The 12,903-nt window shown below is 64.2% G+C and carries 14 protein-coding genes and 1 pseudogene; 1 reads left to right on the top strand and 14 read right to left on the bottom strand.

Annotated features, from left to right (window positions below):
• Nucleotides 1–6: 6 nt before the first annotated feature.
• The 8 genes from gspJ to gspC form a co-directional block, all read right to left on the bottom strand.
• Complete coding sequence (gspJ, locus tag CKO35_RS06265; RefSeq protein ID WP_338031758.1) at nt 7–663, bottom strand: type II secretion system minor pseudopilin GspJ; 657 nt, start codon at nt 661–663, stop codon at nt 7–9.
• The gene (gene gspI / locus CKO35_RS06260) at nt 660–1,055 is read right to left on the bottom strand and encodes a type II secretion system minor pseudopilin GspI (RefSeq protein WP_200173713.1); all 396 of its coding nucleotides are present in this window, start codon (nt 1,053–1,055) and stop codon (nt 660–662) included. The genes gspJ and gspI overlap by 4 nt, the downstream gene beginning before the upstream one ends.
• A complete protein-coding gene (gene gspH, locus CKO35_RS06255; RefSeq protein WP_207143522.1) occupies nt 1,046–1,615 on the bottom strand; it encodes a type II secretion system minor pseudopilin GspH in 570 nt (189 codons plus the stop codon). Before gspH ends, gspI begins: the two co-directional genes overlap by 10 nt.
• Nucleotides 1,616–1,620: 5 nt before the next feature.
• Nucleotides 1,621–2,055 carry a type II secretion system major pseudopilin GspG gene (gene gspG, locus CKO35_RS06250; RefSeq protein WP_200173709.1) on the bottom strand — a complete coding sequence of 145 codons (435 nt, stop codon included), beginning with the start codon at nt 2,053–2,055 and terminating at the stop codon, nt 1,621–1,623.
• 31 nt (nt 2,056–2,086) lie between these two features.
• A complete protein-coding gene (gene gspF, locus CKO35_RS06245) occupies nt 2,087–3,301 on the bottom strand; it encodes a type II secretion system inner membrane protein GspF (RefSeq protein WP_200173707.1) in 1,215 nt (404 codons plus the stop codon).
• A 53-nt stretch (nt 3,302–3,354) separates the two neighbouring features.
• A complete protein-coding gene (gene gspE, locus CKO35_RS06240) occupies nt 3,355–4,899 on the bottom strand; it encodes a type II secretion system ATPase GspE (protein ID WP_420870742.1) in 1,545 nt (514 codons plus the stop codon).
• Complete coding sequence (gspD, locus tag CKO35_RS06235) at nt 4,896–6,851, bottom strand: type II secretion system secretin GspD (RefSeq protein ID WP_200173706.1); 1,956 nt, start codon at nt 6,849–6,851, stop codon at nt 4,896–4,898. The genes gspE and gspD overlap by 4 nt, the downstream gene beginning before the upstream one ends.
• Before the next feature lie 143 nt (nt 6,852–6,994).
• On the bottom strand, nt 6,995–7,927 hold the full coding sequence (gspC, locus tag CKO35_RS06230; RefSeq protein ID WP_200173704.1) for a type II secretion system protein GspC: 933 nt from the start codon (nt 7,925–7,927) through the stop codon (nt 6,995–6,997).
• Nucleotides 7,928–8,279: 352 nt separating this feature from the next.
• On the opposite strand from gspC, the gene CKO35_RS06225 reads away from it, so the two are divergent.
• On the top strand, nt 8,280–8,642 hold the full coding sequence (locus tag CKO35_RS06225) for an FHA domain-containing protein (RefSeq protein ID WP_242467054.1): 363 nt from the start codon (nt 8,280–8,282) through the stop codon (nt 8,640–8,642).
• 50 nt (nt 8,643–8,692) lie between these two features.
• On the opposite strand, the gene gpmI is transcribed toward CKO35_RS06225, so the two are convergent.
• The 6 genes and pseudogenes from gpmI to hisI all read right to left on the bottom strand — a co-directional run bounded on the left by gpmI (nt 8,693) and on the right by hisI (nt 12,832).
• Entirely contained in the window at nt 8,693–10,237 is a 1,545-nt protein-coding gene (gene gpmI / locus CKO35_RS06220) for a 2,3-bisphosphoglycerate-independent phosphoglycerate mutase (protein WP_200173700.1), read from the bottom strand.
• Entirely contained in the window at nt 10,238–11,275 is a 1,038-nt protein-coding gene (tatC, locus tag CKO35_RS06215; RefSeq protein ID WP_200173698.1) for a twin-arginine translocase subunit TatC, read from the bottom strand.
• A gap of 106 nt (nt 11,276–11,381) precedes the next feature.
• Nucleotides 11,382–11,690: pseudogene (gene tatB / locus CKO35_RS06210) on the bottom strand (Sec-independent protein translocase protein TatB); the annotation flags it as partial.
• 83 nt (nt 11,691–11,773) lie between these two features.
• Nucleotides 11,774–12,043, bottom strand: a complete 270-nt coding sequence (tatA, locus tag CKO35_RS06205; protein WP_200173693.1) for a twin-arginine translocase TatA/TatE family subunit — start codon at nt 12,041–12,043, stop codon at nt 11,774–11,776.
• Between the two features lie 59 nt (nt 12,044–12,102).
• On the bottom strand, nt 12,103–12,429 hold the full coding sequence (locus CKO35_RS06200) for a phosphoribosyl-ATP diphosphatase (RefSeq protein ID WP_200173691.1): 327 nt from the start codon (nt 12,427–12,429) through the stop codon (nt 12,103–12,105).
• Nucleotides 12,419–12,832, bottom strand: a complete 414-nt coding sequence (gene hisI, locus CKO35_RS06195; protein WP_200173689.1) for a phosphoribosyl-AMP cyclohydrolase — start codon at nt 12,830–12,832, stop codon at nt 12,419–12,421. Before hisI ends, CKO35_RS06200 begins: the two co-directional genes overlap by 11 nt.
• Nucleotides 12,833–12,903: the final 71 nt, after the last annotated feature.

The raw sequence follows: 12,903 nt of genomic DNA, 5'->3' as shown, positions 1-12,903 counted from the left end.
CAATGCTCATTGCGAAAAATGTGTCACGGGAAACAACCGTGAGACACGGCCGATCCCGTCCAGATCAAGGATGATCTCCACCGCCAACGGCAGGGCCATGTCCTGTTGATCCCCCCCCAGGGGCGGCCAGAAGGCCGATGTGGTCAGGCCCTCGATCCCGTCCCGATGATGGAAGCGCAGTTCCCAGTCCCGCAGCCCGAATCCCTCCCGGCGCAGGATCACGGGCATGCGGCCGACGGGGGTATCTCCACCTCCGTCCAGGGCGGACCAGTAAAGTCGATACAAACTGCCCTCCTCCATCTCCCAGGCCACCCGCTGCAGGCTGCTGCGACCAGCGCCGCCCCGTACTCCGCCACGGATCACCTCCAGCCGCGGCGGCACCCGGAGGCCGTCATGACGGATCGGCGGCTGGAACTCTCCCAGGCCGTCCCGGGCCGGGCGACGGGCCACCTGCTCCAGATCCCGCCCCAGCAGGGTCATGGCCATCTGCACCTCTGCCAGACGGGCGGCGGATTCGTCCGTCAGGGCCCGCGCCTCCAGTACCGCCCGCAGGCCGCCGTAGGCCATCACCGAGACCAGGGCAAACACGGCCAGGGAGACGATCAGCTCCAGCAGGGTGAAACCGCGTTCATGTCGCGCAAGGGGGGGACGAGAGAGGTTCACTGCCAATTCAGGTACCCCACCAACCGGGCCAGGGGGGAGGTGTCCGGATCGTCCCGGTCACGGACGCTGATCTCGATCCGTGGCACGGGCCCCAGTTCAAAGCCGCCCACATCCAGCATGGCCGGATCCAGACGCGCCTCCCAGTACCATTCCCGTTCCGCCATCATGCTGCTCCCCCGCACCACGGACTCGGCCGGGACCTCAAGCCCGGCCCGATAGCGGGCCATGACGTTGGAGGCCACCCAGTGGGCATGGGTGCGGTCACGCAGTTCGGCGGCGATGCGGGCATTGTCACTGCCCAGTTTGATCACCGCGCCCAGGGCCACCGCCAGGACGGCCACCGCCACCAGCACCTCCAGCAGGGTGAAACCCCGTTGCGGCCTCAGCGCCATGGCCTCAGTTCCCTGCCGTGAGGGTCCGCCGGCTCCAGTATCTCGATCCGCCCCCCGGGATGACCGCGGATGACGAAGCGGGGCGTGCGGGCCTGATCGGTCAGCCACTGCAGTTCAAAGGGGGTGATCTCGCCGCTGATGCCCAGGTATACATGGGGCGCCGGATTGGCCAGCTCCCGCTCCAGACTCACCGGCTGCCCCTCCAGAGACAGGGCCAGTTCGATGCCCAGCCCCCCGAGCTCGCGCCATTGCAACGGTCGATCCCCCGGCACCGGGAGCCACTCGTAGCTGCGGGCATCCACCTGATATTCGCGCAGAAAGCCATAACCGTGCCGACCCACGCTCAGGGCGGTCTCCTCGGCGGTGAGGATGCCCTCGTCCCGGGCCAGGTCGATCAGGGCGACAAAGCGGCGCATTTCCTGTTCGATGTGACGATCACGGCCGCCGTCGCCCACCGCGATCACCGCAAAGGTGACCATGATGCCGACGATGAACAGCACCACCACCACCTCCAGCAGGGTGAAGCCGCGACAGGAGTGGCCAGGGCCGGACGGGGGCATCCGGATCACTGACTCCAGTTGCCGATCTCTGCGTTGATGCCTTCGCCACCCGGACGGCCGTCGGCGCCGAAGCTGTAGAGATCAAACTCGCCCCGGGTGCCCGGATGCAGGTACTGGTAAGGACTTCCCCAGGGGTCCATGGGCAGGCGGTCGATGTACCCGCCCTGGCGCCAGTTGCGTGGTTCCGGCTGGCCCGAGGGCCGCTGGACCAGGGCCTGCAGGCCCTGATCCGTGCTGGGGTAGACGAAATTATCCAGACGGTAGAGGTTGAGGGCACTCTCCAGGGCGCGGATGTCGTTCTGCACCTTGGTGATGCGGGCCTCGTCGGGACGATCCATGATACGGGGCACGACAATGGCCGCCAGGATCCCCAGGATCACCACCACCACCATGACTTCGATGAGGGTGAAACCGCCTTGTCTGCGTGGATGGATGTTCATGCGAATGCAATCCCCTTGTTGAGTATGACCACTAATTGACCAGCTGGTTGAGTTCGAAAATGGGCAACAGGATGGCCAGCACGATGACCAGCACCACCAGCCCCATCACCAGGATCAGCACCGGCTCCAGGATGCCCATGATCATGGCGATGCGGGTTTCCAGTTCCCGCTCCTGGTTCACCGCCGCCCTTTCCAGCATCTCGTCCAGGGAGCCGCCGGCCTCGCCGCTACGGATCAGGTGGACGGTCATGGGCGGGAAATAGCCGGAACGCTCCAGGGCTGCCCCGATACCGGAGCCCTCCCGCACCCGCTGGGCCACCGCCTGCACCGCTTCGCGCATGGGCCGATTGGAGATGACCTCGGCGGCGATGCGCAGGGATTCCAGCACCGCCACGCCGCTGGCCGAGAGAATGGACAGGGTGCGGGCGAAGCGGGCGGTATTCATGCCCCGGGTAAGCCGTCCCACCAGGGGCAGGCGCAGCAACAGGCGGTGCCAGGCCCGCAGTGGACCAGGCCGGCGCAACAGGTACCGAAACAGCAGACCGGCCGCCACCAGTGCCGCCAGCAGGATCAGGCCATAATCCCGCAGGGCATCACTCACCGCGATCAGGGTGCGGGTGAGCCAGGGCAGTTCCTGACCGATGCCGCTGAACACCTGGACCACCTCGGGGACCACATAGGTGAGCAGGGCCACGGTCACCAGCACCGCCATGGTGGTGAGGATGGCCGGATAGAACAGGGCCAGCTGGATCTTCTGGCGCATCTGCTGACGGTTTTCCGTGTAGTCGGCCAGACGCTCCAGTACCACGTCCAGGTGCCCGGACTGCTCTCCGGCGGCCACCGTGGTGCGATAGATATCGGGAAAGGCATGGGGGAAATCCCCCAGGCCTCGGGCCAGGGAATGGCCTTCCATCACCCGGGTGCGCACGGCCATGAGCATACTGCGGATGCGGGCCTTCTCGCTCTGGCGGGCCACCGTGCCCAGGGCTTCCTCCAGGGGCAGCCCCGAACGCACCAGGGTGGCCAGCTGGCGGGTGAGCAGGGCCAGATCCATGGCGCTGATGCCCCGGGTCAGGCCCGGCAGACGCTGCCGTCGGCGTTCCCGCAACTGCACCGCCTCCACCGACAGCGGAGTCAGACCACCCTCCCGCAGCTGCTGACGCACCTGTCGGGGGGTATCACCTTCCAGCACTCCGCGGACCTGACGGCCGGAGGGTTTCAGGGCTGTGTATTCAAAGGCGGGCATGGTTCAGTACGGGTGTCCGGGGCGGATCGCCGGCATGACGGGACGATCGGCGGTCAATCTTCCTTGGTGACCCGCAGGACCTCCTCCGGCGTGGTGTGACCGGCCAGGATACGACGGATGCCGTCCTGGCGTATGCTGGCCGTGTGCTGGCGGGCGTGGCGTTCCATGGCCTGCTCGCCGGCACCGTCATGGATCAGGGTGCGAAGGGTCTCGTCCACCTCCACCAGTTCGTAGATGCCGGTACGGCCCCGGTAGCCCAGGTGATTGCATTCGGGGCAACCCACGGCACGAAACAGGGTGTGCTCTCCCGGAGGCAGCCCCAGCAAGCGGCTGTCGCCCGGAGAAGCCCGGTACGGGGCCTTGCAGTGATCGCAAAGCAGACGCACCAGACGCTGGGCCAGCAGGCCCACCAGGGTGGAGGACAGCAGGAAGGGTTCCACGCCCATGTCCCGCAGCCGGGTCACCGCCCCCACTGCGGTATTGGTATGCAGGGTGGAAAAGACCAAGTGTCCGGTGAGGCTGGCCTGAACGGCGATGTTGACCGTATCCACGTCACGGATCTCCCCCACCATCACCACATCCGGGTCCTGCCGCAGGATGGCCCGCAACCCCCGGGCGAAGGTCATGTCCACCTTGCTGTTGATCTGGGTCTGGCCGATGCCGTCCAGATAGTATTCGATGGGGTCTTCCACCGTGAGGATGTTGCGCTTGCGGTCATTGAGCTGGGACAGGGCCGCATAGAGGGTGGTGGTCTTGCCCGAACCGGTGGGGCCGGTGACCAGGATGATGCCGTGGGGCCGTGCAATCACCCGCTGCATCACCGCCAGCGTGGCGGGATCCATGCCCAGATGACTCAGGTCCAGGCGCCCGGCCTGCTTGTCCAGCAGGCGCAGCACCACCCGCTCACCGTGACCGCAGGGCAGCGTGGAGACACGCACATCCACCGCCCGGCCCGCCAGTTTCAGGGAGATGCGTCCATCCTGGGGCAGCCGTTTTTCCGCGATGTCCAGACGGGCCATGACCTTGATCCGCGATGTGATCAGCGGCGCCAGAATCCTGGGAGGCTCCAGTACCTCCCGCAACACGCCGTCCACCCGGAAACGCACGGTGAGACGGTTCTCAAAGGGCTCGATATGGATGTCCGAGGCGTTTTCCTTGATGGCCTCGGTGAGCAGGGCATTGATGAGACGGATGATGGGGGCGTCATCCTCGGTCTCCAGCAGGTCTTCCGGCTCGGCCAGACTCTGGGCGACGCTGTCCAGGTCCTCATCCTCTCCCATGCCTTCCATGAGCTGCATGGCGTCGTTGCTGCTGCTCTCGTAGCGGGTGCGCAGCAAGAGGTCGAACTGTTCCGTCGGCACCGTTTCCAGCATCAGGGGACGACCCAGATGGCGGCGCAGCTCGGTCAGGGTCTGGCTGCCGACGCCCTGCCGGCAAACCACGCGCAGGGCCTCTCCCGCCTCCTCCATGACCACAACCCCGTGGCGACGGGCAAAGCCGAAACTCACGCCCCGCACCGGCAACAGCACCGGAACATCCGCCTCCAGGGGTGTGGCGGACAGTTCATCCATGGCTTCCCGTGCGTCGCGGACGTTCATTGACGACCCGGAGGCGGCTGGACGGACAGCCCTCGCACCGTGGCGGCCGCGGAGGCCTCGAAGGGTGGCGGCAGATGCAGCAGCTCTTCCCAGTCAGGCAGCACCGGCACCGTGTCGTCGGGCATCATCAACACCCCCTGGGCGCGGGAACGCAGTTGTTCAGCACGGATGTAATTGTACTTGGCCGCCGTCTGCCCGCTCAGGTCATTGTGGTCCCGAATGATCACCGGATGCAGGAAGACCATCAGGTTACGTTTTTCCTTGCTGGAGGTGTCATAGCGGAACAGCCGCCCGAGGCCGGGAATGTCGCCCAGGCCCGGCACCTTGTTGCGGGTCTGAACCAGGACATCATCGATCAGGCCGCCCAGTACCACCATCTGCCCGTCGTCCACCATCACGCTGGTACGCAGGCTGCGCTTGTTGGTGATCAGGTCCGCGGCATCCTGGCCGCTGATCCTGGGGGCCACCTGGGAGACTTCCTGCTCGATCTCCAGCTTCACCGCGTTGCCCTCGTTGATCTGGGGGCGGACCGTGAGTTTCACCCCCACGTCCTGACGCTGGATGGTATCGAAGGCCTGGCCGGACTGCTCGATGGCCCGCCCCGAACGGAAGGGCACATTCTGACCGACGATGATCTCGGCCTCCTCGTTGTCCATGGTCAGCAGGCTGGGGGTGGAGAGGATGTTGCTGGCGGAATCCCCGGCCAGGGCCCGGAGCAGGACGGCGATGGTGGTCCCGCCGGAGCGGCCGACGCCCCCGAGGGTGAGACCATCCCCCAGGGTGGGCAGGTCCGACCCTCCAGCCTGGAATCCCCGGGCCAGCTGGTATAGCCCTGAACCGGAACTGCCGAAATTGATGATCCCCACCCCGTCGCGCTCGGAGCCGATACCCCACTGCACCCCCAGCTCCCGGGCGCGCTCGGTGGACACCTCTGCAATGATCGCCTCCACCAGGACCTGGGCGCGGCGCACGTCCAGCTGCTGGATCACCGCGCGCATGTCCCTGATCACATCCGGTGGCGCACTGATCACCACCGCATTGGTACTCTCGTGGGCCTGCACGTGGATACCGGCACCCCGCGCCGCCGTGCTGGCGCCACCACCGCCAGTCGCCTCCATGGAGACGGCCAGCCCCCTCAGGACCTCGGCCACATCCTCGGCCTTGGCATAGCGCAGATAAATGACCTGGGTATTGCCCCCTTCCATGGGAATATCCAGATGGGAGATCACCGCCCGCACAGGAATGCGGCGCTTGGGATCGCCGCCCAGCAAAATGCTGTTGGTGCGTTCGTCCGCCATCACCTGCAGACGCGAGCCGGGACGCTGACGGCCTTCGGCTCCTTCCATGGTACTGATGATCCGCGCCACCTCTGCGGCGGCGGCATGCTGCAGCGGAATCACCTCCATGTCCTCCCGGCTTTCCTGGTCGATCCGGCTGATGATACCCACCAACCGATTGACGTTGGCGGCAGTATCAGAGATGACCAGGGTGTTGGATTCCGGGGATGCGGCAAGATGGCCGCTCTGGGGAACCAGGGGGCGAAGGATGGGCACCAGCTGGGCCGCGTCCACATGGGTCACCGTGACCACCCGGGTGATGTATTCATCACCCTGCAGTGGACTGCGCTCGGAGGCGGTGGGCACTTCCGCCTGCTTGGCGATGGCATCGGGCAACAACTTGACCACCCCGTCGGACTGAACGGCGGCAAAACCATGAACCCTCAGCACCGACAGGAAAATCTCATAGAGTTCCGCGCGACTGACCGGGCGGCCCGAGACCAGGGTGACCCGACCGCGGACCCTGGGGTCAACGATGAAATTGGTCTGGGTCTCCTCGGAGACGTAGTTGATCAGGGCCTGGATGTCCACGTCACGAAAATTGAGGGTGGCGCCGTTTTCCTCGGCCTGCACCCCGCCCGGCAACAGGCAGGAGATCAGCAGCAAGGAAAGCATCAGACATATCCACCAGCGGTGGACGCGCCCCGGAAGCGGGGCGACGGGTACACAAGTGCTCACATGCATGAGTCATTTCCCGGTTGTTCAGCCACCACCCAGTACCTGGGGTTTCGTCGTCCACTCATGAATGCGGCTCTCAATCACTGCCCGATGGGCAGGGTCAATGACATGGGGCGGCCCTGGCGCTCAAGATCCAGTCTGATTTCGGTGGCCTGTGCCAACTCTGCCAGCAGGGCCTGGGGATCGGTGATGGTATTGACCGGCATACCGTTGATCCCGGTCACCACGTCGCCCGGTCGAAGTCCTGCCTGACGGAACAGTGCAGGATCCCTGCGGGGAGTGACCGCAAAGCCTTTCATCATTCCCTGCTCCTGCACCGGCCGCATCCGGATGGCATCCATGAACTGGTCGGGCTCCCGCAGCCAGGTATCCCTTCGCGTCGCCAGACTTGCCGCCAGTCCCGCGTCCCGTAGCGGCGGTGCCTGCGTGGTTCCACCGGACTGGCCGGACTGGCCGGATTGCGCGACCGGCACCACCGCCGCGCTGTCCAGGGCCTCTCTTGGCAATCGCAGCATTTCAAAGCGCCCTTCACGGGAGAGGATCACCCGATCGCTGAAGATCTGCTCCAGCCGGGCACCACCAGGCAGTTCGGCACCGACCCGGTAATGTCTCTCATTCTGGCGATCATCGGCGATCAGCGCCACGCCCTGGACCGGCAGCCCGGAAGCGACCACCCCCTTGAGAGTCAGTCGCAACCGCGTTTCAGGGACTTCAGCGGGTACTTCGGGGGTTGCCGTCATGGTCTCGGCGCGTCCGAACAAATGCAGATCCGCCACCCGGCCCATGCCGGGCCCCTCCAGGGGAGGTACGGACATGGGCTGCAGGACCGACATCGGCTGGGACACTGGAATCGGTGCCGAATCCGGAATGACCAGCAGGTCCCAGGTGAGTTTCGCGATGTTCCAGGCCAGCACGATCACCAGTATCACGGCCATCCAGGTGCCCAGACGCACCATGGCTTCCGGTTCAAGCCGGGCGCCGCGTGTCGTGATATTCCTGGGTGCGCTCAACATGACATAACCTGATAACAAATAAGGTCAAGCTTTTCCGATCCTAGCATGGTGACGCACATTACCACCAATTCATGACCGCTCCATCACCGCGGCCCGATGCCGGGAGATTGGTTTATACTGAAAACGTTAAGTACCTAAATACCTTGTCGCGGAGCACACGGGCATGGACCTCAGAAGAAAGGGAGAACGACGTCGCTACGAAAGACGCCCAGAATATCCGTTTCGGGACAGCGCGGGGCATTGGGTTGCCAGCAATCGACGCCGGGTCATAGACCGTCGCTCTGAAGAACTCTCGGAAGGGCTCTCTGAAGAACCCGGACAAAACTCACCCACCCTCTCCCAGCACCCATCCATGTCCAGAGAAAAGTCCATCGGTATCAGCCTGCTGCTCCATTACCATGATGCGGTAGTCAACCTGCATCCCACGGAAAATGCTTTCATGATGGGGCGGCATCGAAAATGTGATCTGGTGGTGCCCAGGAAATTCGTTTCCCGCCATCACGCCCGGGTGGAGTGCCGGGAGGGAAAATTTGTGCTCATCGACCAGAGCCTGAATGGCACCTATATTCAGGACACCCGTGGCGAGGTCGAATTCGTCCACCAGAACACCGCCCCACTGACCGGCTCCGGTTACCTCAGCCTTGGTATGCCCATGTCTGAAAACTCGGAGAATCTTGTGTATTTCTACTGTCGGCAGGACGCCCCCACGGCCTGACCGGATTGATCACACCATCACCGGCCCGGCCCGCGGATAGCCGTTTCCTGTCAGGGCAAGGCCTCAAGCAACAATGACTTGCCGGTCATCTCACGGGGTTGATCCAGGCCCATGAGTTGCAGAACCGTCGGAGCGATCGCACTCAGCCCCGCGCCCGTCATAAGGCGCCAGGCACTGCTGTCGATGACCATGCAGGGAACCGGATACATGCTGTGCTGGGTATGGGGCTCGCCGGTGGCGGGATCGATCAGTTCCTCGCAGTTGCCGTGGTCGGCGGTGAGGATCACGGAATACCCCTTTGCCACGGCCACGTCCAGCACCCGCCCCACGGCGGTATCCAGGGCCTCCACCGCGCTCACCACCGCTTCGTAGACCGCGGTATGGCCCACCATGTCACCATTGGCGAAATTCACCAGGATGAAATCGTACTGCCCGCTTTCCAGAGCCTGGATGGTGGCGTCGGCCACCTCGGGGGCGCTCATCTCCGGCTTGAGATCGTAGGTGGCCACCTTGGGCGAAGGGATCATGACGTGATCTTCACCTTCGGCGGGCGCTTCCACACCGCCGTTGAAGAAGAAGGTGACATGGGCATACTTCTCCGTCTCGGCGCAATGAAACTGCTTCAGGCCCGCTTCGCTCAGCACCCGTGACAAGGTCACCCGGGGACGCTCGGGCAAAAAGGCCACCGGCAGGTCATAGCGGGCGTCATACAGGGTCAGGCAGGTCACCGCGGCCGGGGTGAAGTCGCCCCGATCGAAGTGGGCAAACTCCGGCCCGCTCAGGGCTTCCGTGAGCTGGCGGGGACGGTCATTGCGGAAATTGAAGAACAGTACCGGGTCACCGCCGCGAATCAGACCACTCTTGTCGACGATCCGGGGCTTGATGAATTCATCGGTCTCGCCCGCCTCGTGGGCGGCGGACAGGGCCGCGGTCGCGCTGGAGGCCCGCGCGCCCTTGCCGTGCACCATGGCATCAAAGGCCAGCTGGGTACGGTCCCAGCGCTTGTCACGGTCCATGGCGTAATACCGGCCCGTCACGGTAGCGATCTGGCCGCCGCAGGATTTGAGGGTCTTTTCCAGCGCCGGGACATAACCGGGAGATGATTTGGGGGCGGTATCGCGGCCATCGGTGATCATGTGGATCGCCGGCCGGGCCCCATGGCGGGCGCACAATTCGATCAGGGCGTGCAGGTGACGAAGGTGGCTATGCACGCCGCCATCGGACACCAGCCCCACCAGGTGCAGGGGACGACCGGCATCGGCGGCAGCCTTTGCCGCTGCCGTCAGGGCCTCGTTAGCCATGAAACTGCCATCCTCGATGGCATCATCAATACGCACCAGATCCTGCCGGATGACGGCGCCGCAACCCAGGGTCAGATGTCCCACCTCGGAATTGCCCATCTGCCCGTCCGGCAGCCCCACCGCCCGGCCCGAAGCCTCCAGCAGGGTATGGGGATGGCGGGCAAAATACTGATCCAGCCGTGGCGTGGCGGCATCGTGATAGGCGTTATTGAGTTTGCCCGGATTGACCCCGACACCGTCCATGATGATCAGCAGGGTGGGACGGCGGGGGGTGTTGGGGGAAGACTGCGTCATTCAGTTATCCTGTGGCTTGGCGTTATCCGAACCACCCCGCAGCCGACGCTCGTCCGCCTCGGCCTGATCCAGGGCTTCATCCATCTCAGACGCCGAAAGTGGCCGATCGGTTTCATTTCCGCGACCCTGGCGGGCACGGGCGGCGGCGGTGGCGGCTTTGGCACGGGCCTTGGCTGCGGCCGCCGCGGCCTTGGCAGACAGGTCGGATGCCTCTTGCGTGGCGGTGGGACGGTCCGGCGGATCATTGGTCGGAGGGGGTTCGTCGCCACCCTCTTCCGCCTCCCGGGCCGCCTTCTTCTTGACCAGGATCTTCGACAACACGATCCCGATCTCGAACAGTAACCACATGGGCAACGCCAGCAGGGTCTGGGAGATGATGTCGGGCGGGGTGAGGATCATGCCGACCACGAATACGCCGACGATGACATAGGGCCGCTTGGCCGCCAGCTGTTGGGGCGTGGTCAGGCCCATGGCCACCAGCAAAATGGTGGCAATGGGCACTTCAAAAGCAATCCCGAAGGCCAGGAACAGCAGGATGACGAAATCCAGATAGCGGGAAATGTCCGTCATCACCGAAACCCCTTCCGGGGCCGACGAGGTGAAAAAGGCAAAGATCAGGGGGAAGACCACGAAATAGGCAAAAGCCATTCCCAGGTAGAACAGGATGGTGCTGGAAACAAGCATGGGCACCGCCAGGCGCTTCTCGTGCCGGTAAAGCCCCGGAGCGATGAAGGCCCAGGCCTGATACAGCAGGAAGGGCACCGAGATCACGATCGCCAGCATCAGTACCAGCTTGAAGGGGATCAGGAACGGTGCCGCCACCTCGATGGCGATCATGCTGCTGCCTTCCGGCAGGTGCACCATCAGCGGCCCGGCGAGGAAGGTATAGATGGGGTTGGCAAAGGGGAACAGCACCAGGAAGACCAGCAGGATCGCCAGTACGCTGCGCAGTAGCCGGGTACGCAGTTCCACCAGATGGGACAGCAGGGTCCCCTCGGCCTCGTTCCCGGCCTGGGGGGACTCGGAATCATGATTCATGGTTGGATTTCCGGGGCTTATCGGACTCGGGAACCGCCGACGAGGAAGGAGGTTTTCCGGCCTCGGCATCACCGGACCGGGGAGATGCCGCCGTGGCGCCACCTTCCTTGATCTCATCCTCCACGGAACTGACCCGATCCCGGGCGGTGTCCACCGATCGACGCAGGTCCTGCTCGGTATCCTGCATCATGGTCTTGAGGCGGCCGATCTCCCGTTCCTGGTCCTCAAGCATCTTCTTGAGTTCTTCGGTCCGTAGTTCCTGCTCGATATCGGAACGCACGCTGCTGACAAAGCGGCGAACCTTGCCGACCCAGCGACCGATTTCACGGGCCAGCTTGGGCAGACGTTCCGGCCCTACGACCAGAAGTGCCACCAAGCCGATGACGATGAGTTCCCAGAATCCAAAATCGAACATGCGTCCGTATCAACCGCCGCGGTTATGAGGATTGGGCGAGCGGGGCCTGACGGCCGCCGCCCGGCATGAAGACCTGTCGGGAATCAGGAGTGGCGCTCGCCTTCCCGGGTCTTGTTCTCGGTGGTGGCCTCGGCCTCGAAAACCCGGCCGGGCTTGTCTTCCAGGGGCTTGCGCTGCGTGTCTTCACTGCCCTTGTCGGCCTCGGCCTCGCCTTCACGGACCGATTGCCGGAAATTCTTGATGGCGCTGCCCAGGTCGCCGCCCATGTTGCGCAGCTTCTTGGTCCCGAACAGCAGGACCACGATGACCAGGATGATGAGCAATTGCCAGATGCTGATGCCGCCAAAACCCATGAGATGCCTCCAGATGTGTCAGTAATATGTCCGCTGTGATCAGTACCGTGACCGGCGAGCTAGCGGGCGCCGCGCGCCGCCTTCTCCTCCAGCCCCGACAGACCGAAACGCCGCTCCAGTTCCGCCAGCACCTGGCCCGGACCCAGTCCCTGCTGTGCCAGCATGACCAGGGTGTGGAACCACAGATCGGCGGTCTCATGGATCAGTTGCTCGGGATCGCCGTTCTTGGCGGCCACCACCGTCTCGGTGGCTTCCTCGCCCACCTTCTTGAGGATGCTGTCCAGCCCCTTGGCATACAGGCTCGCCACATAGGAACTGGAGGCATCCGCGCCCTTGCGGGACTCCAGCACCTGCGCCAGCTGTTCGAGGATACGATCATCGGTCATGGGAAGGGACCTCCTCACCGTAGATGGCGGCCGGATCCTTGAGGACCGGATCCATTTCCACCCATTCACCATCCCGGTACTGATGGTAGAAGCAGTGGCGCCGCCCGGTATGACAGGCGATGCCGCCCTTCTGCTCCACCTTCAGCAGGATCACGTCGTGATCGCAGTCCAGTCTCAGGTCATGCACCACCTGCACATGCCCCGAGCTTTCCCCCTTGTGCCACAGCCGGGCCCGTGAGCGGGACCAGTAGACCGCCTCGCCGGTTTCCAGGGTGCGGGCCAGGGCCTCGCGGTTCATCCAGGCGACCATCAGTACACAGCCATCCACGTGGTCCTGGGCGATGACGGGGACAAGGCCGTCGGCATTCCATCGAATCATGTCCAGGGGGTTTTTCCGGGTCATGCACCAAGTCTGGGGATATGGGTATCGGGCATGTACTTTAAACCGTTGGAGGGGGTATTTACCAGAAACCG

The organism is Ectothiorhodospira shaposhnikovii, from assembly GCF_016584105.1.
Classification (GTDB): domain Bacteria; phylum Pseudomonadota; class Gammaproteobacteria; order Ectothiorhodospirales; family Ectothiorhodospiraceae; genus Ectothiorhodospira; species Ectothiorhodospira shaposhnikovii.
Note: the sequence above shows the minus strand (reverse complement) of the source record. Positions and strands in the feature narration are given on the sequence as shown.